The sequence below is a fragment of the Ruegeria sp. HKCCD7559 genome, from assembly GCF_013110575.1.
Lineage (GTDB): Bacteria > Pseudomonadota > Alphaproteobacteria > Rhodobacterales > Rhodobacteraceae > Ruegeria.
The window spans coordinates 954105-975183 of sequence record NZ_WVQU01000001.1; the positions used below are offsets into that span (position 1 = coordinate 954105).

Consider the following 21079-nt stretch of genomic DNA (forward strand, 5'->3'; position numbering starts at 1 on the left):
CAGGTCAGTAGCCCGTCATCTCGAGATACCCAACGCCCTCGTGGCTGCCGGTGACCGTGACCGGACCTTCCCAATATTCAAAACGTGTCCCCATCCAGGCGTCCGGTGTCAGGGCGGATACCTTGACGTCGATGCCTCGGTCCGCAAGCACGACGCGCCATTGCGTCGGGACGTCGCGCCCTGCCACCTGATCGGTCGCAAGCGGCTCAAGCCTGACGGATCCGTCGGGGATGGCATCGGTGCTGCCGTCTGAATTGATCCATGTGGCCGAAGTGAAATCGCCGCGACCACCGCGCAGGCGAAAGGCCATCAGCTTGTCCCCGTCCTCGAAGCTGAGCGAAAACCAATCCCAGCCGGTTTGATCCTCGGCCAGGGGTTGCGAAGACCATTCCCGGTCCAGCCAGCCCTGACCGGTGACGCGCATATCGCCATCCGGCAGGTGCAGTACGCCTTCGACTGAATAAAAGGGTTGCGAATAGTAATAGCTGGCTTGCCCGTCGGCGGATTTGACAGAATAGCCCGCTTGGCCATGAAACACCAACGGGCCTTGTGCGCTCAGCGCAAGATCGTACCCGAAATCAGCCCCGTTCGCGGTCAAGGTCAGGGTATCCATATCCGGTCCGGCCATGCGCCATTCGTCGATCCAGGCCTCGAACGGTTGCACCGCAACACCTGCCTGCCCAATCCCCCCACGCGACAGGCGTTCGGCAAAATAGTGGGTGTCAGGCGTGGTGACAGCCGCATGGCCCATCCAGATCTGCGGGCTGTGCCATCCATCTGTTTCAAACGGTTTCAGGGCCGACCGGAAAAGGGTCCATTGGATGCCATAGTCACGCCCGTCCTCGCCTTTGAGGTTGGCCGTCAGATACCACCATTCGATCCGATAGGCAGGGTGAGGTCCGTGGTCTTTGGGAAAGTCGAATTCAAAGCCCGCCTGCGGAACCTCGAACCCTTCCGCCGACCCTCCAAGACCTGCAAAGCCCTGCGCCCAAAGAGGCGATGGGCACAAAAACACGAGAACGGCCAAAAGGGTTTTAACGTTCATTGGCGAACACCTTCAGCAAATCGGCAGGGGGCAGACGCAACATGCGCAGCGCGGGCAGGGCCGCTGCAACCAGGGCGGCCAGCAGGGTCAACAGGAACAGCCACAACCAATCCCAGGGAAACACGAACATCGGCAACCGCCAGCCAAAGGCTTGCACATTGATCACCGCCAACAGAACCCAGGCGAGAATCAGACCAAGCGGCAACGCCAGGCTCGCGGTCAGAGCCGCGAGCAGCACGCTGCGCAAAAGCTCCAGCCGCGCCAGTTGCGCCCGATTCAGTCCTAGCGCCCATACCGGAGCAATCTGAGGCAAGCGCTGGGTCCACAGGGTCAGCAGGCTGGTGAGTATGGCAAATCCGGCCACACCGAGGGTCAGAACATTGAGCGCCGATGTCACGACAAAGGTCTTTTCGAAGATTGCCAATGATTGCGCCTTCATGGCGGCCTGCTGGACCACGGCCTGACGCGGCAGGGCAAACCGCTCGCGCAATGTCTGCGCCATTTCAGTCGCCTGTTCGGGGTTCAAACGGACGCCAAACCGTCGGGTTTCGGCCCCTGGTGCGATCCGGTCAAGTTGGCTCATCGACACAATGGCTTGCCCGGTTGGGTTTCCATAATCCGAATAAACCCCAGCGATGGTCAGCGTGTGAGCCGGGGACAGTGTCAGCGTATCTCCGGGCCATAGGTTCGCGCGCCGTGCCAGTTGTTCGTTGATCAGAACCGCGTCTCCGGCCATCACGTCGTCCCATACGGTCGAGTTTGCCGATATCAAGGGCCAGTGTTGCCGATAGACCGGATCGTCAATGACCCCGTACAGAAACAGGGGGCCCGTTTCGTGCGACAGTTCCATGTTGCGAATTGGAAGGATGGCGTCGACCTGTGGCCGCAACCAATCCGTGATCTCGCGACCCTGTTCCTCGTCACGGAGGGTCAGATACAGCTCTGAAGTCAGGCGCTGGTCGAGCCAGCCGACAAAGGTCAACCGGAAACTCGAAACCATTGTACCCACACCGATATTTGCCGCAAGCGCAAGCAACAGGGCCATCAGGGCAAGCGACAGCCCGGGCAATTGTGCGCGCATGTCGGCCCAGACCCACTGCGCGATGGCGCCACGGGACCTGTTGCCAAAGACCGAAAGCGCAAAGGTCAGAAGCGCCGGCAACAAAAGCGCGGCACCCGTCAGCAATCCGGCCAACAGCACGAAACCGGCAACCAGACCACCGATGCCGAGATAGGCGATGGCACCGCCGGCGATCAGGGCCAAGCCGAGCAATCCTGTCACACGACGTGTGCCACCATTGCCCTGCCAGGCTTGCACACCGGGCCCCGCCAGCAGGGGCATACGAGACAATCGCCACAGCGCATGGCCACTGGCAAACAAGGTGCCGCAGACAGCCATCGCCATCCCGGCAAACACCCAATGGGGGTGCAATGTCAGCTGTCCGGTCACGGGCGCACCATACAGGCCACGAAGGGTTGCTGCGACATCGGGCAACAACGCTCCGGCCAGAAAGAACCCAAGAAGCAGCCCCAGGGTTCCACCGATCAGGGCCAGCCCCGTCAGTTCGGTCAGGATCAGGAAGACCAGCCGCCGCATCGAAACGCCCAGCGCACGCAGGGTGCGGATCATGCCTCGGCGTTGGGCAAAAGCCAGCCCGACGGTGCCGTTCACGATGAACAGGCCAACGGCAAAGGACAGCAGGCCAAAAGCCGACAGGTTCAGGTGAAAACTGTCAGTCAACCGAGCAGTATCGACTTGCGAGGATGGGCTGGCGCGCTCCAGTTCGGGCGCGATTTCGGCCAAAGGTGGCCGATCACGCGGCTGATCCGGCAACACAATGAGTCGCGAGATGAAACCGGTTTGGTTCAGCAGGGCTTCGGCTGTGCCGATATCCGTCAGAATAACGTCCGGTGGCAGCGCCGTGGTGAACGAAACCGGCGGAAGGTTGTTCTGGTCGCGCAACAGCGGCGCCAGCTCTGCCGCGACCAGAAGCCGCCCCGGAGCGGTCAGCATGTCTGCCGGCTCAGTCGGCGCGGTGCTTTGGTCGGCTTCGGTGACGGCGGGCAGGGCCGGGTAGGCGACCATGTCCACACCCATCAGGCGCAATGTGCGGCCCCGGATTCGATAGGGGCCCTCCAGAACGGCCGCCACCTGCCAGCCAGCACGACGCAGATCTACGTAACGAGAAACCGGAATCAGACCGGAAGGATCGCGCAGCTCGTCGAACTGCCCAAGGGCAAGCTGCGCGTTGGCCCGGGCATAGCTGGCGCGCGCTTCGGCATTGATGGCCTGAACCGCGGACCAGAGACCGGTGGCCAACGCGATGCCTGTCAAAAGCGTCGCCAGTTGCAACCAGTGCACCCGCCAGTGTGACATCAAAGCCTGAATGACGGCGCGTGTCATTGGATACGACCACCGCAGAGCTGGACGGTTCGATCCAGTCGGGCTGCAATCTGTTGGGAATGCGTGACCAACAGAAGCGCTGCGCCGGTATCAGCCACCAAGGCCAACATCAGATCCAGAACCCTTGCGCTGGCGGTTTCATCCAGATTGCCCGTGGGCTCATCCGCCAGCAGCAGTTTCGGACGCGCTGCCATGGCACGACCAATCGCCACCCGCTGCTGTTGCCCGCCGGACAGGTTTTCGGGATATCGGTCCAAAAGATCGGACAGGCCCAAGCGTTCAGTCAGATGCGCGGTCCACCCGGCATCCTCGGCGTCGGCAAGGCGGGCGTGAAAGGAAAGGTTCTGCGCAACGGTCAGCGAAGGGATCAGATTGAACTGCTGAAACACCAACGAAAGCTGACTGCGCCGCAATTCGGCCCGCCCGGCATCGTCCAGATGGGACAGAGGGGTTCGGTTCAAGATGATTTCACCGCTGTCGAAACAGTCAAGCGCTGCGGCAAGGTTCAGCAGAGTGCTTTTGCCACTGCCGCTTTCGCCGGTCAGGGCCAGGGTTTGCCCTTCATCCAATGTCAGCGACACGTCGCGCAGAACCGGGCGCCCGCCGGGATAGGTTTTCTGAACACGGTCGATGGTCAACAGCATGGTCTGGCCTTTTTTCTTCCAAGGATGTGCGACGGAATTCCAAACTGTCCAGTGCGGACCCGCACTCGGTTCCATTCGCCGCAGGCGTTCTTCACGATCGCCGGGGTTGTGCCCTGCACCTCAACGGGTCATTCTGCCCGGACGGTACACTGTCGTAAATCGGGATGAAAAACATGACGTTGCTGCATCAGATCGTTTGGGGCAGTACATTTCTGGCGCTCTGCTTCTTGGTCGAGATTCTTTTGTTAACCTGGTGTACCGTCACGATCATCAAGTGGGATGAAAAATGGTCGGCCAAGGGGGTGTTCTTTGGTACGGCAGCACCGATCGCGGTATCTTTGGCCTTTATTGTCGCGACGCACACGATTCAGGTCTGGATTTGGGCCATCGTCTGGGTGTTGCTTGAGGTTCTGCCGGATTGGAACTCGGCCATCTATTTCTCACTGGTGACGTTCACGACCCTGGGATACGGCGATATCGTTTTGGGCGAAGGGTTGCGAATTTTTGGGTCTTTTGCCGCGGTTGCTGGTCTTCTGGCCTTTGGTCTGTCGACCGCTTATCTGGTGGCGATGATGACGCGCGTTTTTCAAGAAAAGTTCTTTTCCTAAAGGATAGGCGCAAACAACCGCGCCAACGGTGCGCCAAACCGGATATGGGCAGGTTGCTGGGCCAAACTGCGCGTCAACTCATAGCTTGCCTCGAAATCCGCGCGCAGCATGTGATCAACTGCCAAGGCTGCTCGGGCATCAAAAAACAGGGCCATCGCTTCGAAGTTCAGCCGGAAGGACCGGTTGTCCAGATTGGTCGTGCCGACCGCAGCCAGCGTGTCGTCAACCACGAAAACCTTCTGGTGCATGAAACCGTCCGTATATCGGAACACGCGTGCGCCGCAGTCGCGGATTTCGTCGAAATAGGCAAAAGCAGCCAGCCATGGCAGCCGATGGTCTATGATATCGGGCACAAGGATGCGCACGTCCACACCGCGCATCGCTGCATGTTGCAATGCGGTCATGACGTCGATGTCGGGCACAAAATAGGGCGAGGCAATCCACAATCTTTCTTTCGCCTCGGCGATGGCCGAAAAGAACATCATGGCGCCGGTTTCGGTTTCGTCTCCGGGTCCGGTGGCCACCAATAGGGCATTCATGTCCTGCTCGGCCTCGCTGCCTGCCCAGTCGAGGTCGTCAATCAGGTCTTCATCGCGGGCCCAGTGCCAGTCTTCGGTGAAGATGAGCTGCAATTGCCGGACGATGTGGCCGGTCATCTTGATATGCGTGTCGCGCCAATGGCCGAAATGCGGGTCTTCTCCCAGATATTCAACGCCCACGTTGTGACCGCCGATAAAACCTGTTTCACCGTCAATGACGACGGTTTTGCGATGGTTCCGGTAATTCAGCTGAAACCTGAAATTTGGCCCGCGTTGCTCGCGCGGGTCGGCGACGTCGATACCCGCATCGCGCATCGTGTCCAGATAGGTGTTTTCCAATCCATAGCTGCCGACGGCATCGGTCATGAAACGGACATGCACCCCACGTTTCGCAGCCTCGATCAGCTTGGTCTGAAGTTTTTGGCCCAAGGCATCGTCTCTGACGATATAGAACTGGATCAGGATATAGTTCCTGGCCTCGTCTATCGACTGGAAAATGGCGTCAAACGTTGCCTGACCATCGATCAGAAGCTGAGCGCCATTGCCACTGGATACCGGAAGATGAGCCAGAAATTCGAATGGTCGTGGATTGATCGGCATCGTTGTCGGATCAGGCCTGGAATAGTCGGCAAAGGTCTTGATCCCTTCGACGACCCGTTCGCTTTGTTGGCGCGAGATGCGGTAGCCGCGAAACCTGTGGTGCCCCAGAAACAAGTACATCGGCACCGCAAAGATCGGCGCCGATACCAAAAAGACCACCCAGCCAACGGCTCCTTGCGGTGTGCGCGCGGTTTGTGCTGCGCGCACCGAAAACACAACTGCGGTTGCGTACAACGCAAAAACAAAGATGGATACAAGCAATGTCCACATGGGCGGTAAGTCTTTCGGGTCGTTCAGTTTCCTCCAGTGTAGACCCGTGACCAGTCTTTCGCCATATCGACGATGATCCAGCCTTTGTCCGGCCCCTGATCCAGACCGTCAACCAACCGTCCAATCGGACTTTCCCGATCATAGGCCCACTCACGTTCGGCATCCGTATGGTGGATCAGAACACCCAGCCGTGGTCTGCTACCCGAGGTTGTCCAATTCAGCATGGCGAAATCGCCGTCTGAGTTTCCTCCGGCCAGAATGGGGCGTTTGCCGATCGTGCGTTCGATGTTGATGGGTTTGCCTTCCTTGTCGTCGATGAAGGCAATCCCGGGGGCCTTGATGACAGTCGGAACGCCATCGACGTCTTCGAATGTCGAGTTTCCATAGGTGCCCAGAACCTGTTCCGGCGGAATGCCATAGGCCTGTTCCGCGAAGACCCGCATGAAATGAATACCGCCGCCCGAGACGATATAGGTCTTGAACCCTTCGTCCCGAAGATAGCGCAACAGCTCGACCATGGGCTGATAGGTCATCTGGTCATAGGGCAATCCGGTGTCCGGGTGTCGGGCCTTGGCCAGCCATTGCGCAACTTCGGCCTGAAACGCCTCGACGCTGGTTCCGGAATGCGAGGCGTTAACAACTTCGATCAACGCATCGTGGCCGCCTTGAAGAACCTTTGCTAAATCACCTTCGGCAGCGGCTTTCAAAGCGGGTGTGGACAAGATCGAAGGATCTTGTTCAGCCAGTTCAGAAAGTCGATCCATGGCAAAGATAAACTGGAAATAAACCGGCTGTTCGGCCCAGAGTGTGCCGTCATTGTCAAATACCGCGATCCGATCTGAAGGTGTCACATAGTCAGGTCCTTCTGCGTCGGTAACACTGGACACGAATTCAAGGATCGCCTCTTTTGCCGCAGTGGCGTTCCAACTGGGCAGCGGATCAGCGAGCAGGGATATGGGAACACAGGTCAGAAAAGCACCTAAAAGAACGTGTTTCATGAAGCTCTCGATAACTGTTGTGTTGAAAAAAAGGCCGCCCTGCGCAGGGCGGCCTACAGCGTGGGGCCGCCGGGCCTAGTTGTTGGTCGGCGTTGTCAGCTTCTCCATGACCTGATCCAGGTTGAAGCTGGCTGCTTTCTGACGTGGCGGGAACTCCTCGAACGTGCTGAGGAAATTGCCAACGTATTGCTGGGCGGGCACAAGGAAGTAGGCCCGGTCCAACAGCCAATCGTAATAGGTGTTGGACGTGCGGTACGCGCGTTCATATGGATCGCGGCGCAGGTTGATGATCAGCGGGATGCGCAGTTCGGTCCATGGCTCGATCCAGGCACGCAACGTGGCCCAGGCTTTCTGCTCCAGGAAGATGAGCTTCCAGTCTTCGAAGCGCAGCGCCGTGAGGTCACCATCATCCGAGAAATAGAAGATTTCTTTCCGGGGGCTTGCCGCAGTCTCACCAGTCAGCAGCGGCAGAATGTTGTAACCATCAAGGTGCACCTTGTAGTCGCGACCCATGCCCGATGAGCTGTAGCCGGCCTTCAGCTTTTCCTTGATGTCCGGATCGCCGGCCACGGCGAGGTAAGTGGGCAGCCAGTCCATGTGATGAACGATCTCGTTGGTGACTGATCCGGCCTCGATCTTGCCCGGCCAGCGCACCATCGACGGAACGCGCCAGCCACCCTCCCAGTTGGTATTCTTCTCGCCCCAGAACGGCGTGGCAGCCGCATCCGGCCAGGTGTTCATGTGGGGACCGTTGTCAGTGGAATAGTGGACGATCGTGTTGTCAGCGATGCCAAGCTCGTCCAGCAGATCCAGCAGCTGCCCAACATGCATGTCGTGTTCGATCATACCGGCGGTGTATTCATCAGCGACCCGCCCCGACAACTCATTGGCCTTGGCGCGCATCTCGTCTTTGACGTGGGTGCGGAAGTGCATGCGGGTACCGTTCCACCAGACATAGAAGGGCTGACCTTGCTCATGCGCCCGCTTGATGAAGTCGATGGCCGCGGCCACCGTTTCGTCATCCACGGTTTCCATACGCTTGCGGGTCAACGGTCCGGTGTCTTCGATCGTGCCATCGGATTTGGATTTGATGACGCCGCGCGGGCCATAGGCCTCGCGGAAGGTGCGCCCATCCGCCAGAACGCGATCACCCGGATAGTCTTCGTTTTCTGGTTCTTCCTCGGCATTCAGGTGGTAAAGATTGCCAAAAAACTCATCAAATCCGTGATTTGTCGGAAGATGCTCATCCTTGTCACCAAGGTGGTTTTTGCCGAATTGACCGGTCACATAGCCGTGGTCTTTGAGAAGTCCCGGGATAGTTGGGTCTTCAACCTGCATTCCAAGATCTGCCCCGGGCAGGCCGACTTTGGACAGACCGGTGCGGAACACGGATTGCCCCATGATGTATGACGAACGGCCGGCGGTACAGGATTGTTCACCGTAGTAATCGGTAAAGATCATGCCTTCTTTGGCAACCCTGTCGATATTGGGTGTCTGATATCCCATCAGACCCATGGTATAGGCCGAGATGTTGGATTGACCGATATCGTCGCCCCATATCACAAGAATATTGGGCTTTTGATCCTGCGCCCAGGCGGGCACGGCAAGGGCGACAGTTACGGTCGCCACTGCGAACCGGCGCAGTGTTCTACGCCAATTATCTGCAATCATTCGTGGAGAAGACATGAAGTGCTCCTGATCAGTCGAGCCTTAATGACTCGGAAAATTGAAATTTAGTTGAAGCCGCTAGCTTATAACTTGAAGCTGCAAGCAAGTTTTTGATTGCCCGAATAAAAACAATTTCTTGTTCGGGCAGTGAACACAGCTATTTTACGCGATGAAACGCATCGAAAACTTATCATATGATCACTTTGAAAGATACAAATGTTTGATTCTGATGACGATATGCGGATTCTGGCCAAGACCGACTGGTTTGGCACGCGCGATTCAAAGTTTCAGAGCGATCTTATGACATGCGCAATTCAAAGAACCTTCGATTCCGGAGAAACCCTGTACCACCACGGCGACCGCGCCAACGGTATTCATGCGGTGCTCGCAGGCGCGCTTCAGATCACGGCACCTGCCGATGATGGACAGGAATTCGTATTGCATCAGGATGGATCAGGATTCTGGATCGGGGATCTTGCGCTGTTTGCCGAAGCCAAACGACTGGTCAGCGTCGTGGCAACGCTAAAGACCCGCACCTTGTTTTTTCCCGGCTCGCGGGTGGAACGCATGATTCAGACAAACCCGGAATACATCCGTGATTTCTATGCGTTGACGCATGAAAACATGAAGACTGCACTGCGCATCATGGCCAATCTTGCGGTTACGGGGTCTGAAAAGCGCCTTGTGCTGCGTCTGTTGCACCTTGACGAAGGCGCTTTGAGTTCGGACGGATGGATTATTGTGTCTCAGGAAGAACTTGCTGAAATGGTTGCGGTATCTCAGCCGACGTTGCACCGACATCTGCATCATCTGGCAGATCTGGGCCTTGTGGAATTGGGGTATGGCCGGCTACGGTTGATCGACCGGCGCAAGCTGATCAGCAACTGTCAAAGTTGAAGTCTAAGGGTTGAGCGGGGGTAAAGACTCGCTCTTTCTTTCTGTTGCGCTTTTCAGTGCGCCCAGGTGTTGCATGGCCGCTTCCCAGTCTTCCGGGCTGTTGCCAGCCGTCGCTGAATACCGCGCCGCACCGATATTCATTAGACTGCTTTCAAGATCCAAAGAACGCTCGGGGTACGCGCTGCGTGATTTCCAAAGATCCAATGCCTGATAAACCGCGGGCAAATCCCGTGATCTTAAAGCGGATCGCAAGGCATCGACGGCATATTTCTCCGATGCCAGATACCTGCGGCGCCGTTCCGTTTTCCAGGTTGCATAGCGCGGGCGCAGAAACCTTCCCAAAGTCCACAATGCGAATACAACAATGACAAGGTAAAGAACTGATTTGATGATGGTTTGCGCGTCAGGCGGCTGCCGCCTTGGGGGGGCCAGTGTAAGCTTTGTCGAGGGAAGTGATGCCGTTTCGATCTGACCGGTGTCCAGATTGAACCAGTCGATGGAAACGGCCGTCAATTGTGTTTCGCCCCCGTCTTGGGCGATGTACACGGTTTCTTCGACCCGTTGCCCGGACAGGATGCCCCGGTCTTCTGTTTCCGAAAAGCGGGGTTCCTTGGGATAGGCGCGCAGCTGTTGGCTTTGATCCTGCGGCGTCAGCGCCGGGATCGTCAGGGCCGTGGTGCCAGAGATCTGCGCGCTTATCTCGCGCGTGATGGAATCACCGGCCTGCATATCGGTCGGACCGTCCAGCTTCTGATCAAGAGAGAAACCACTTGCGATGATCAGCGGGTCAAGACCTTGAGCGCCCTCTGGGATCTCTGCGTTCAGCTGTATGGAAGGAAGCTGAACCGAAACCTGAACCGGGTCATTGGACTGCGGATCGGCAAATGTCACGACAACGTCTTGCGCATCATACGCGACCGGCCCTGCTGCCAGCGGATACAGGCGATAACTGCGCTGTACTCCGGACCACGTTTCTCCGTCTACCGTTTTGCTTACCGGACCAGAAGCTCGCTCTGGCAGGCGAACCAGGACATTTTGTTGCTCCAATGATGGGAATACGGGCGGCTGCGGCATGAAGGTCGGAACCAGAACCTTGATGCGGACGATGGCGGGCTGGCCGACGATGACGGCCTCGTTCGGGACGTCCACTGATACCCGAGGTTGATAGGCTGAGTTTTCCTGTGCGGACACTGACAACGGCATCAACAGGATGAAGACAGCTAGGTATCTCATTCTGTTTGCTCCTGTATTTCCAAAAGGAAACGGTTTCTTAGAAAATCCTGCATGTCGGTGTCGATCATACTGATCCACTGGTCGGCGGACAGTGACTGTGGCCCGTCCTTGGGGGCTTGAACAGTAGTGTCACTGCCACGTGCTGCATCGTTGTCAAACACCGTATCATCTGCACCGATGCCAGCCTCTTCCCCCGTGTCAGACTGTTCACGCGTCGTTTCGACATAATCCAGGATGGCCTTGGACAGGTCGAGATTTTGCTGGGCTTCGGGCCAGTCGGGGCGACGTTCCAAGGCGGTCTCGAACGCTGATACGGCTGGGCGATACTCGCGGTTTTTTATGCGGGCCATACCTTCGGCAAACGCAGCTTCCGGCGTGTCCAGCGTGGAAAACACGGACGACGCCTTTTCGTATTGACCATCCCTGAGATAGGCATATCCCTTGTGATATGGGTCTTCGAACATCTCGGCCGCGTCGCCAAATCGTTTTTGGGTCATCGCGATCTGGCCTTGTTGGTCGGGGGTGAAAAACCAGTCTCGCCATCCTTCTGCCCGCGCGCCGGATGAAGGCAACGCAATCAAAACCAGAACCGCCCAACGAATTACCCAGCCCTTGCGGAACCACAGCAGAGACAACACCGCTGCAGGCCAGGCCAAGATCCAGCCCTTGTCCTGCCAGTCCAGGCGATCATCCTCATCCAGCGCTGCAGTATAGGCCGATTGAATGCGGCGCATCAGTTGATTGATGTCCCGATCGTCGTCCGAAAACGCGACCACTGAGGCGTTGGGGATGTTGTCCAGCTGCGCGATACGACCACCATCCGGCAGCATGGTGAGAACGAAAATATCAGAAGAAGAGGAGCTTAGCCCCGTTACCTGAGATGGATCAAGGTCGTCCAATACAAACAGCACCGCCCCAGGGCTGTCGCTGTCTTCCAGAATGGACTGAGCCAACGCAAGCGCATCGGCTGCCGCATCGCCATCCTTCGGCATCACCGCAGGCGTCAACCCCTCAAACAACGGACGAAGTATGTTCGCATCTTCGGTCAACGGCGCAACTCGGTGCGGCGTTCCTGCATAGGCGATCAAAGCGGTACGTGCGCCGGCACGTTCGGTGATCAGGTCGGAAATCTTGAACCGTGCCCGATCCAGCCGCGATGGCGCAAGATCCGAGCTTTCCATGCTGTTGGTGACTTTGAGAGCGATCACCAACGGGGCCGTGTCTGCGATCAACGGGTTGGGCGCGCGCGACCATGTCGGGCCCGAGGCCGCCAAAGTGACAAGCGCCGCAATGATCAGCGCAACGTCAATGGGCTGGATGCGCCTGTTTTCTTCCTTGCCAAGCAGCAAGGCCTCTGCAAGGTGTGGGGCGATCCCTGATGGCAGTTTGGTGTCTGCCATCGGTCTGGGCCTGATCCGCCACCACAACACAAGGATGGGGATGAGAAGCAGCAGGTAATAGCCTCGGATAAAATGAAAATCAGCCAGATCCATCGTCAGACGGCCCCCTGGTGTCGCTGTGAGAAATGGAACCAAGTCATGCTGACCATGATGACGATCAGCGCGATGAGTAACGGAATATGGGCAAGGCTTTGCTTGGGGCGATAGCTTTGCGTTTCCACCATTCTGGGGTTCTGAGAGTCAATGCGTGCGTAAGTTTGTTCAAGGGCCGTTGCATCGTCGGCAAAGAAATATTCTCCGCCCGTGCGATCGGCTATGTCCTTCAATGCCTGAAGGTCGACACGGTCTTCGCCCGTGGCATTCGGGTCTCCGACACCAATCGTATAGACAACCACGTTCTTTTCCGCAGCAATGGCCGAGGCATTGACGGGTGTCATGCGACTGGACGTATCGGCACCATCGCTGAGGACAATCATCAGGCGCTGGTCAACCTCGCTGGATTCAAAGGTTCGAATGCCAAGCCCGATCGCATCGCCCAAAGCCGTGTTCGGACCCGCCATGCCAACTTGAGTTTGATCCAGGAACCCATTCAAACTGTTCAGATCTTCCGTGAAGGGCGCTTGAATGAACGCGCGTGTTCCAAAGATGATCAGCGCTATCCTGTCACCATCTCTTTCAGAGATGAACTGCCTGAGAACCTCTTTGACCGCCTCCAACCGTTGTATCGGGGCACCTGATCCGGTCCGGAAGTCGCGCTGATCCATCGAGCCAGAGATATCCAGCGCCAAAACCACATCGCGGGCAGATTTTTCCATCACGACGGGATCGCCCAGACGTTCCGGACGCGCCAGCGCCAGAACCAGAAGTATCCAGATCAAGGCGGCGCTGGCTGTTTGCAGCCGGGCCCGGGTTCGGATCATTGACCCGGACTGCGGCTCGACGCCAGCCGCCTGGGCCACGCGGCGAAAAAACGGAATGCGAATGGACACGGTTGTTTCCCGCCGGGGCGGAGCAATGGCGTAAACCAGCAGCGGCAGCGGCAAAAGCAGAAACACCCAGGGCGCAGAGAAGGAAAACATCACGCTCCCCGATACCGTTTGTGGGACTTGACCCAATGCCGCGCAAGCTGGGTCAAGGCGCGGTTTGGCGGCAGGTCCTTGTATGGCGCGTCGATCAGCGTTTGCCCAATGTCTGATAAAAAGGACTTGTCATCAGAGGTTTGCGACAGGAAATTCAACCAGTCATCCCCGTGAATCCCTGCAACCTGCCTGCGTGGATATGCGACCAAAGCGGTGCGGCGAAGGATTTCGGCAACTTTTGCCGACGTGATATCCGGGTCTGCCAGCTCGGCCAGCGCATGGCGGCGATACGCGTTCGCCCGCCTTCGCCGGATGAAAAAAACACTGACCAGTACGGCAAGGCCAAGCAGTATGACGGCCAGCGCCAACCACCCCCATGTCTGCGGAAACATCGAAACAAGCGTGGGTTCCGGTGCCGGCTCGAGCATATTCAGCAGATCAACCAGAGATTTCCCTGTCGTGTCGATGCTCATTTCTGCCCCCTGCGATGTCCGAACAGATACAGCAACTGATCCAGGGCAGGTTCCGCGGTCGTCAATGGAACAACCGGAAAGCCGTATCGACGGGACCATGTGTGCAGGTGGTCCAACCTGTCTTCCATGGATTTGCGAATTTTGCCGGACAATTCGGGGTCGGCGCTGTCGATTTCGATCTGGTCGCGCCCGTCCGAGACCGTGAGTTTCAGATCGGGCGCCAGCTCCTTGGCTGTCTTGTCAGCGATATTGAACACGATCAGATCGTTTGAGACCGCAATGCGGCGCAGCAGGGACTCCGATTTCTCGTCAAGCCCGTCGCAGTCGGAAAACAGGCAAACCAGCCCGTTGGTTTGGGTCATACGCGCGGCTTCCGACAACATGTCATTCAAAGTTACGATGGGTTGCGGGTTCAAGGCAGCATGCAAGGCCGAATTGGCAGCCCCGATGGAAGACAGAAACCGCATGAGCGCCGCCGCGCGGCGCTGCGGCCTGTGTTCAGCAACGCTTGTGTCGTTGAATACCAGACCACCGACACGATCGCCCTGACCAAGAACGCGATGCGCGGTGATTGCGGCAGCTTCGGCGGCGATGACCGATTTCATGTAGACTTCGGTTCCGAAAAACATCGAAACGCGCTGATCGACCAGCAACAGGGCAGGGCGGTCTCGTTCCTCGGTATAGACCCTAACATGGGGCTCACCGGTTCGCGCCGTGACTTTCCAGTCAATTGTGCGGATATCGTCGCCCGGTTGGTAGTTGCGCAATTCCTCGAAATTCAGGCCGCGTCCGCGCAGGCGCGATGCGTGTCTGCCATTCAGGATCGACCCGGCAGGCTGACGTGGCAAAAAGCTCAGGGCACGGGAATGCAGTTCCAGACGCAACAGGTGATCCGCATCGACGTGAATGCGGGGATCATCGGGATATGCTGTGGATCGCTGCACCCGGCCAACTCTAAAAGTCAGGGCAGCGCGACGAGACGCAGGATGTCCGCGATCACGTCATCTGCCGTTTTGGCGTTTCCCTGCGCCTCGAAGCTCAGCGTGATGCGGTGACGGAAAACGTCATGTGCAATGGCTCGAATATCCGCAGGGTCCACATAGTCACGCTGGTTCATCCACGCATGCGCCCGACCGCATTTGTCCAGTGCCAATGAGGCACGCGGGCTGGCACCGATTTCGATCCAGCTGGCCAGTTCTTCGCTGAGCGCCGCAGGCGTCCGGGTCGCCTGAACCAGATCGGCCATATAACGATCCATTGCATCCGAAACATGGATCTGCCCGATTTCCGAACGCGCTGCAAAAACGGCATCTTGCGGGATTGTCGGTGGTGGCTCGCTTGACGCGCCTTTCCCGGCGGCGATCTCTTCGCCCCGCACCAGCCGGATCACTTCAACCTCGTCCTCGACCGGTGGATAGGTGATCTGAACATGCATCAGGAACCGGTCCATCTGCGCTTCGGGCAGGGGATAGGTGCCTTCTTGTTCAATAGGGTTCTGGGTTGCCATCACGATGAACAGCGGTTCCATTTTGTGGGTGGTCCCGGAAACCGTGACCTGCCGTTCTTCCATCGCCTCCAGCAATGCGGCCTGAACCTTGGCCGGTGCCCTGTTGATTTCGTCAGCGAGGACGATATTGGCAAAGATCGGCCCGGGTTCGAACCGAAAGGCGCCGCCTTCGTCAGTTTGTTGAAACACTTCGGTTCCCGTAACGTCTGAAGGCAGCAGATCGGGCGTGAACTGGATCCTGCTGAAGTCTGCATCCAGATTGCGCGCCATCGCCTTGACTGCACGTGTTTTGGCCAATCCGGGCAGACCTTCGATCAGAAGGTTTCCGTTGGCCAGCATGCCGATCAGCAGTCGGTCGATGACCTCGGTTTGCCCGATGATGGACTGGCCCATGCGGGCCTTGAGATCAAGTATCTGATTAAGTGCATTCATGGGTGGTGGTCCAATCGGTGCCAAGCTGGAAGAAACGAATTGATAGCGGAGCAGGGGGTAAGCCGGTCAGGAATATCCCGAAATATCGGAATGCTAACAGGCTTTTGCGGACCGATCTACCGTGAATGCCTGGCGGTGAGGTGGCGCAAATCGTTCCTCAGTTCCTGTCGTATGGGCCCGGTGTTGGGCGCGTCGCGCAAACTGTCCAGCCAGTGGGGGTGAGGCGCCTGTCCTGCGGCCCTGCTCCAGGTCAGATCCCGCAGGATTTTCTGGGCACCGACGTCAAGTGTGTCAGGAATTTCGAAATCATTCAGGGTGGCCCAAACGCCGCTCCACAAGCGCCCTACGGACCAGGGATTGTATCCGCCGCCACCCAGAACCAGAACACGAGGCGAAAGAGGCTTCAGCGCCGCCACCGTTCGCCAATGCGCGTTGTTGGACAGGGTCAAACGCGAAAGCGGGTCTTCGGCCACGGCGTCGGCCCCGCATTGCAGGACAATCGCCTGCGGTTTGAACGCTTCGGTCGCAGGCAGGATCAAGTGATCCAGAATGGCGGCGAATTCGTCGTCGTTCAGATGTCGTGGAACCGGCAGGTTGAAGGCCGCGCCACCGGCGTCTTCCTCAAGTTGACCCGTGAACGGCCATCGACGCGTTTCATGGACCGAGATCATCCGAACTCTGTCCGACCCGTGAAACGCAAGTTCAACCCCGTCGCAATGATGGGCGTCGATGTCGACATAGACCACGCGATCCAGGCCAGCGCTCAAAAGGGTCTGTATCGCCAGAACCGGGTCGTTCAGATAACAAAACCCGTTCGCCCGGTCCGCAAGGCCATGGTGGGTGCCGCCCGCAGGGTTGAAAACGATCCCTCCATCCCGGATCAGTTCGGCGGCCAGCATGGACCCACCGGCGGCGGTTGCCGGCCGCCGGTACATCTCGGCGAAGACCGGGTTCGACAGAGTCCCCAAACCGTATTTATCCCGTATTTCGTCCGTGACGTGCTGGTCCGCTTCGGCCTTTTGCAGGGCGGCGATATAGTCCGGCGTATGAAACCTTTCCAATACACTTGGCTTTGCGCAGGGGCTGACGCGGTAGTTCTCGGGGGTCAACCATCCCAGTTCGCGACACAGATCGATGACGGTTGACACCCGTGGTATGGCCAGCGGGTGTTTTGAACCGTAGGTCGAGTTGCGGTAGATATCCGATCCGATGAACAGGGGGCGTTTCATGACCTAGCTTGCTGCGGCCTGACTGTTGTCCTCGCCCAACCTGCCATCCAGTGACATCAGTATGGCGACGGGCCGAAGGGCCGGGATGTGGCTGAACACGATCAGGATGCATACGGTCAGAGGTACGCTCAGAAACGCACCGATCAGTCCCCAGACCGTTGTCCAGAAGGTCAGGGCCAGAATGACAAGAAAGGTCGACATGTTCAGGGATCGGCCAAGCATGGCCGGATCAAGGAAATTGCCGATCAGGAATTGGATCGTACCACATCCCAGCACGATCACCAGGAAGGGGATGATCGTTTCGAATTGAACAAGCGCGATCATGGCCGGAAAAAGCACCGCTATGATCGAACCGATCGAGGGGATGAAGTTCAGGGCAAAGGTCAATACGGCCCAGGTTTCCGCGTATTCCAGACCAAGCGAGCGGAAAACCGTATAGCTGATCGTTGCCGTTATCAGACTGATCAGGGTTTTGACGCCGACATAGCGCTGCAAGCTGACCGAAATCGCATCGAGCATGGCGGAAAATTCTGCTGCGGCGACGGGGTTTCCGGCGGCCAGTTGGATCTTTTTCCGAAAGGCCAGTCGTTCGGCCATCAGAAAGGCGACATAAAGGCTGATCAGGAAGAACTGGTTCAACAATGAGGTGGCACTGCCCAGCAACACGCGTGCGACATAGGACATGTCGATACTGACCAGATTGTCACGAATGAAGGTGGTCACGTCGTTGCCGACCAGCCCCGTTACACGCTCGACCGCACCGTCAAACTGGTTTTCATAGGTGCTGATGGATCGTGCAAACTGTGTCGCCTGACTGCCCAGCACGTACATGATCATGAACAAACCGGCCAGAACGACAGTCACACCGGCAATATTGGCCAGCCAGACCGGAGCGCGGGTCAGGGCGACGACGCGATCGCTCAGCGCGATGATCAGTACATTGACCAACAGCGCCATGGCCAGCGGGATCAGGAAGTTCGCACCGGCATAGAGACCCAGCACGATCAGGGTCGCGATGATGCATGTATCCCGGACAACGGACAATCGAAGCTTGGGTCTAACCGTGATGTCTTTTTGATCCGGGGTCATTCGGTATCCTGTATCTGGCCCATTTCCCGTCCTGCGCCGCCCAATCCTGCACGCGAGGTCTTGTTTATGCAATGCGTTCAGGCGTTTGTTGGCCCTCATTAGCCAAATAGATTATCACGACGGGTTCTGTGTTCTATTTCGGCAGGTTAGGGTTGCAGCATGACAACTGCCGCGAATCCCTTGTTTGGCCGACCTGTTCAGGCGCTTTGGCTGTCGATCCGCCGGTTCAGCAGAAAGAACGGTTTTGTCATGAGCAGCCATGTGGCCATGTCGCTGATGATGGCGCTGTTTCCCTTTGTGCTGTTCACCGTGGCGCTGGCAGGGGCGTTGTCTCAAGGCTATGTCACAGATGAGTTGATCGACCTGATTTTCGGAGCGTGGCCCAAGGACGTCGCAGATCCGATCGTGGCCGAACTGCGGGCCGTTCTGGCCGGATCCGGCTCGGGTGTCATCACCTTAGGGGGGCTGCTGGCGATTTACTTTGCCTCCAACGGCGTGGCTGCCGTACGTGCAGCCATGAATCAGGCCTACCACGACGAAGACAGTTGGCCGTTCTGGAAAACCCGGCTGCTCTGTCTGGTGCTGGTCATTCTGGGCGGGTCGGCCATTCTGATCATTGCCGCGGTCGAGGTGGTTTTGCCGGTCTATACGAAACTGGTGGCTGAACACACGGAGGTTGCCGTGGCCAACTGGTTTTCCGTGGATCGCCTGCGCTGGACGTTCACCGTGGCGGTTCCTGCGGGTACCGTTCTTCTGGCGCATCTCGTGCTGCCGACCCGCAGGCACAGCTTGACGCAAATCCTGCCCGGCGTCTTGTTGACTTTGGTCTTGTGGGCTGCCGGTGGGTGGGCGTTTTCAATTTATATCAGCCAGTTCGCCACCTACAGCGCCACCTATGCTGGATTGGCGGGGGCCATGGCGGCATTGATTTTCCTGTATCTCTATTCGGCGATCCTGATCTTGGGGGCCGAATACAACGGTGCATTGATTGACCTGCAAAAAGCCGCCGAAGGAGATACGGCATGAGATTTGCCCTGATACTGGCCTGCCTTGCAATTGCTGGTGAAGTTCAGGCGCAGACGCCAGAGTATGTGGGCTCAGACCAGTGTACCGATTGTCATCAACAAGAAGCCGAAGCCTGGGCCGCGTCACACCATGCGCTGGCCTGGACAGACCCTACTGACGGCGCTGTTGTGGCGGATTTCGACGGTACCCGGTTCGATCATGACGGGATGTCCGTCCAGTTCAAAAATGAGGCTGGCAGCTTCACCGCTAGTGTAACGGAGAAAGACGGTGCAACGACGGAATATGACGTGCATTCCGTCGTTGGAATCGAACCCTTGCAGCAATACCTTTTCGAAACCGAACCGGGCCGGTTGCAAAGTTTCGACGTGGTTTGGGACATAGAGCAAAAGCGCTGGTATCACCTGTACCCTGATCAGGACCTGCCGCCTGATGACGGGTTACATTGGACCGGCCCTTACAAGAACTGGAACGCGCGCTGCGCCGAATGTCATGCCACGGATTTTGAGAAGAACTACGACCCTCAAACCAGAAGCTACACGTCACAACAGGTCGAAATCGGGGTCGGGTGCGAGGCCTGCCATGGGCCGGGGTCCGCACATCTCGATTGGGTCCGGGAACGGGGTTCTTCAGATGGCCTGGCCAATGCCGGCTTTTTGTTGAGTTGGGGCAAGGGGCGGACCGAAGAAGAAATACAGCAATGCGCCGGATGTCATTCCCGGCGCGAGGCGCATGGCAACGGAAACCCGGTTCCGGGAACCCCGTATCATGATGCCTATAATCTGGCCGTGCTGCGCCCCGGTTCCTATCATCCCGACGGGCAAATTCTGGATGAGGTTTACGTCTACGGCTCGTTCCTGCAATCCCGAATGTATGAACAGGGCGTCGGATGCATGAACTGCCACGAACCGCACAGCGCAGAATTGAAAGCCGAAGGAAACGGGGTTTGCACACAGTGCCATTCGCCTGCCGGAAATCCGGAATTCGCAACCCTTTCCGCAAAGGACTATGACACGTCTGCGCATCACAATCACCCGGAAGACAGCGAAGGCGCCCAGTGCAAAAGCTGCCACATGATCGAGCGGACCTACATGGGTGTCGACGGTCGACGCGATCACAGTTTTCGCATACCGCGACCGGATCTTGGGCTGGGCGTTGATGCCTGCACGGACTGCCATCAAGACCAGGATCAGGCCTGGGCCGCAAGCCAGATAGAGGGCTGGTTTCCGGGATCGCCAAATCGACGCCCGCATTATGGGACAGTTTTCAAAGCCGCGGCCGAAGGGCAGCTCGACACGCCCGAAGGTTTGCTTGCCGTCGCAATGGATGCGTCGCAGCCCGGGATCGTCAGAGCGACCGCCGCGTATCTGTTGCAACCGTTTGGGTCGCCACAGATCGCCGCTGACACAGCGCCGCTTTTGCAGGACGTTGACCCGCTGATACGAGCAAATGCAGCGGCGCTGCAACGTCAGGCCAGCCCGGCAGATCAGGTGCGCAGGCTCGAGCCGTTGCTGTCTGATCCTCTGCGAAACGTGCGCATCGCTGCCGCCAAAGAGTTCCTGAGCATACCGCCGCAGGGCTTGACGGCCGAGCAGCGGACCAGGCTTGGGCAGGGCATGTCGGAATGGCAGCAGGTCATTTCGAACAGGCTGGACGCCCCGGAAACCCATCTCGTTCTGGGGGGCATGGCATTGACGCTTCGCAACGCGCAAGCGGCGGAACAGGCGTTTAGAGAGGTCGTGACGCTGGACCCGCAGAGGGCAGAGGCGTGGCCGATGTTAGTGCAACTGGCGCAGATCAATCGTGGCCCGGAAGCTGCGCGCACAGTGCTGCAAGAGGCGCTGGACAGGTTGCCGGATGATCCGAACCTGCTGCAATTGTCGCAACAGTTTGGGCGCTGACCCGGCACATCCGTGCCCGAATTCTTTCATTTTGACGGCA

18 protein-coding genes are annotated in these 21079 nt (G+C 57.9%); 4 read left to right on the forward strand and 14 right to left on the reverse strand.

What is annotated here, in order from left to right:
* Positions 1–4: 4 nt before the first annotated feature.
* Genes GS605_RS04790 through GS605_RS04800 form a run of 3 tightly spaced genes read right to left on the reverse strand, consistent with a single transcriptional unit; the run spans position 5 to position 4093 of the window.
* The gene (locus GS605_RS04790; RefSeq protein ID WP_171723220.1) at positions 5–1045 is read right to left on the reverse strand and encodes a lipocalin-like domain-containing protein; all 1041 of its coding nucleotides are present in this window, start codon (positions 1043–1045) and stop codon (positions 5–7) included.
* Positions 1035–3449, reverse strand: coding sequence for an FtsX-like permease family protein (locus GS605_RS04795; RefSeq protein ID WP_171723221.1), 2415 nt, complete (start codon positions 3447–3449; stop codon positions 1035–1037). Before GS605_RS04795 ends, GS605_RS04790 begins: the two co-directional genes overlap by 11 nt.
* Positions 3446–4093, reverse strand: a complete 648-nt coding sequence (locus GS605_RS04800; RefSeq protein ID WP_171632288.1) for an ABC transporter ATP-binding protein — start codon at positions 4091–4093, stop codon at positions 3446–3448. The genes GS605_RS04795 and GS605_RS04800 overlap by 4 nt, the downstream gene beginning before the upstream one ends.
* Positions 4094–4266: 173 nt before the next feature.
* Here GS605_RS04800 and GS605_RS04805 point away from each other — a divergent pair, with 173 nt between their 5' ends.
* Complete coding sequence (locus GS605_RS04805; protein ID WP_171723222.1) at positions 4267–4701, forward strand: potassium channel family protein; 435 nt, start codon at positions 4267–4269, stop codon at positions 4699–4701.
* Here the strand turns inward: GS605_RS04805 and cls are convergent.
* From cls to GS605_RS04820, 3 genes are all read right to left on the reverse strand, one after another.
* Positions 4698–6110: a cardiolipin synthase gene (gene cls, locus GS605_RS04810; protein WP_171723223.1), complete on the reverse strand. Its 1413-nt coding sequence runs from the start codon at positions 6108–6110 to the stop codon at positions 4698–4700. The genes GS605_RS04805 and cls overlap by 4 nt on opposite strands.
* 23 nt (positions 6111–6133) lie before the next feature.
* Entirely contained in the window at positions 6134–7108 is a 975-nt protein-coding gene (locus tag GS605_RS04815) for an HAD family phosphatase (RefSeq protein ID WP_171723224.1), read from the reverse strand.
* Positions 7109–7183: 75 nt separating this feature from the next.
* Positions 7184–8794 carry an arylsulfatase gene (locus GS605_RS04820; RefSeq protein WP_245217974.1) on the reverse strand — a complete coding sequence of 537 codons (1611 nt, stop codon included), beginning with the start codon at positions 8792–8794 and terminating at the stop codon, positions 7184–7186.
* A 198-nt stretch (positions 8795–8992) separates the two neighbouring features.
* Between GS605_RS04820 and GS605_RS04825 the strand changes: the two genes are divergently transcribed.
* The gene (locus GS605_RS04825; protein ID WP_171723225.1) at positions 8993–9673 is read left to right on the forward strand and encodes a Crp/Fnr family transcriptional regulator; all 681 of its coding nucleotides are present in this window, start codon (positions 8993–8995) and stop codon (positions 9671–9673) included.
* A 3-nt stretch (positions 9674–9676) separates the two neighbouring features.
* Here GS605_RS04825 and GS605_RS04830 read toward each other — a convergent pair whose 3' ends face one another.
* The 8 genes from GS605_RS04830 to GS605_RS04865 form a co-directional block, all read right to left on the reverse strand.
* On the reverse strand, positions 9677–10906 hold the full coding sequence (locus tag GS605_RS04830; RefSeq protein ID WP_171723226.1) for a BatD family protein: 1230 nt from the start codon (positions 10904–10906) through the stop codon (positions 9677–9679).
* Complete coding sequence (locus GS605_RS04835) at positions 10903–12399, reverse strand: VWA domain-containing protein (protein WP_171723227.1); 1497 nt, start codon at positions 12397–12399, stop codon at positions 10903–10905. Before GS605_RS04835 ends, GS605_RS04830 begins: the two co-directional genes overlap by 4 nt.
* Before the next feature lie 2 nt (positions 12400–12401).
* On the reverse strand, positions 12402–13385 hold the full coding sequence (locus GS605_RS04840) for a VWA domain-containing protein (RefSeq protein WP_171723228.1): 984 nt from the start codon (positions 13383–13385) through the stop codon (positions 12402–12404).
* Entirely contained in the window at positions 13385–13858 is a 474-nt protein-coding gene (locus GS605_RS04845) for a DUF4381 domain-containing protein (RefSeq protein ID WP_171723229.1), read from the reverse strand. Before GS605_RS04845 ends, GS605_RS04840 begins: the two co-directional genes overlap by 1 nt.
* Complete coding sequence (locus GS605_RS04850; RefSeq protein WP_171723230.1) at positions 13855–14802, reverse strand: DUF58 domain-containing protein; 948 nt, start codon at positions 14800–14802, stop codon at positions 13855–13857. Before GS605_RS04850 ends, GS605_RS04845 begins: the two co-directional genes overlap by 4 nt.
* 17 nt (positions 14803–14819) lie before the next feature.
* Complete coding sequence (locus tag GS605_RS04855; RefSeq protein ID WP_171723231.1) at positions 14820–15797, reverse strand: MoxR family ATPase; 978 nt, start codon at positions 15795–15797, stop codon at positions 14820–14822.
* Between the two features lie 116 nt (positions 15798–15913).
* Positions 15914–17026: an acetoin utilization protein AcuC gene (locus GS605_RS04860; protein WP_171723232.1), complete on the reverse strand. Its 1113-nt coding sequence runs from the start codon at positions 17024–17026 to the stop codon at positions 15914–15916.
* Between the two features lie 3 nt (positions 17027–17029).
* On the reverse strand, positions 17030–18115 hold the full coding sequence (locus GS605_RS04865; RefSeq protein ID WP_171723233.1) for an AI-2E family transporter: 1086 nt from the start codon (positions 18113–18115) through the stop codon (positions 17030–17032).
* 159 nt (positions 18116–18274) lie between these two features.
* Between GS605_RS04865 and GS605_RS04870 the strand changes: the two genes are divergently transcribed.
* Positions 18275–19141: a YihY/virulence factor BrkB family protein gene (locus tag GS605_RS04870; RefSeq protein WP_171723234.1), complete on the forward strand. Its 867-nt coding sequence runs from the start codon at positions 18275–18277 to the stop codon at positions 19139–19141.
* Positions 19138–21039 (forward strand): cytochrome c3 family protein, encoded by a 1902-nt coding sequence (locus tag GS605_RS04875; protein WP_171723235.1) that lies wholly within the window; start codon positions 19138–19140, stop codon positions 21037–21039. The genes GS605_RS04870 and GS605_RS04875 overlap by 4 nt, the downstream gene beginning before the upstream one ends.
* The last annotated feature ends 40 nt before the right edge of the window (positions 21040–21079 follow it).

Bases quoted from the DNA above. Each gene is read 5' to 3' on its own strand.
- GS605_RS04855 (WP_171723231.1), bottom strand. From the start codon at position 15,797: ATGAATGCACTTAATCAGATACTTGATCTCAAGGCCCGCATGGGCCAG.
- GS605_RS04865 (WP_171723233.1), bottom strand. From the start codon at position 18,115: ATGACCCCGGATCAAAAAGACATCACGGTTAGACCCAAGCTTCGATTG.
- GS605_RS04790 (WP_171723220.1), bottom strand. From the start codon at position 1,045: ATGAACGTTAAAACCCTTTTGGCCGTTCTCGTGTTTTTGTGCCCATCG.
- GS605_RS04800 (WP_171632288.1), bottom strand. From the start codon at position 4,093: ATGCTGTTGACCATCGACCGTGTTCAGAAAACCTATCCCGGCGGGCGC.
- GS605_RS04805 (WP_171723222.1), top strand. From the start codon at position 4,267: ATGACGTTGCTGCATCAGATCGTTTGGGGCAGTACATTTCTGGCGCTC.
- GS605_RS04870 (WP_171723234.1), top strand. From the start codon at position 18,275: ATGACAACTGCCGCGAATCCCTTGTTTGGCCGACCTGTTCAGGCGCTT.
- GS605_RS04835 (WP_171723227.1), bottom strand. From the start codon at position 12,399: ATGGATCTGGCTGATTTTCATTTTATCCGAGGCTATTACCTGCTGCTT.
- GS605_RS04820 (WP_245217974.1), bottom strand. From the start codon at position 8,794: ATGTCTTCTCCACGAATGATTGCAGATAATTGGCGTAGAACACTGCGC.
- cls (WP_171723223.1), bottom strand. From the start codon at position 6,110: ATGTGGACATTGCTTGTATCCATCTTTGTTTTTGCGTTGTACGCAACC.
- GS605_RS04860 (WP_171723232.1), bottom strand. From the start codon at position 17,026: ATGAAACGCCCCCTGTTCATCGGATCGGATATCTACCGCAACTCGACC.
- GS605_RS04795 (WP_171723221.1), bottom strand. From the start codon at position 3,449: ATGACACGCGCCGTCATTCAGGCTTTGATGTCACACTGGCGGGTGCAC.
- GS605_RS04875 (WP_171723235.1), top strand. From the start codon at position 19,138: ATGAGATTTGCCCTGATACTGGCCTGCCTTGCAATTGCTGGTGAAGTT.
- GS605_RS04845 (WP_171723229.1), bottom strand. From the start codon at position 13,858: ATGAGCATCGACACGACAGGGAAATCTCTGGTTGATCTGCTGAATATG.
- GS605_RS04815 (WP_171723224.1), bottom strand. From the start codon at position 7,108: ATGAAACACGTTCTTTTAGGTGCTTTTCTGACCTGTGTTCCCATATCC.
- GS605_RS04825 (WP_171723225.1), top strand. From the start codon at position 8,993: ATGTTTGATTCTGATGACGATATGCGGATTCTGGCCAAGACCGACTGG.
- GS605_RS04830 (WP_171723226.1), bottom strand. From the start codon at position 10,906: ATGAGATACCTAGCTGTCTTCATCCTGTTGATGCCGTTGTCAGTGTCC.
- GS605_RS04840 (WP_171723228.1), bottom strand. From the start codon at position 13,385: ATGTTTTCCTTCTCTGCGCCCTGGGTGTTTCTGCTTTTGCCGCTGCCG.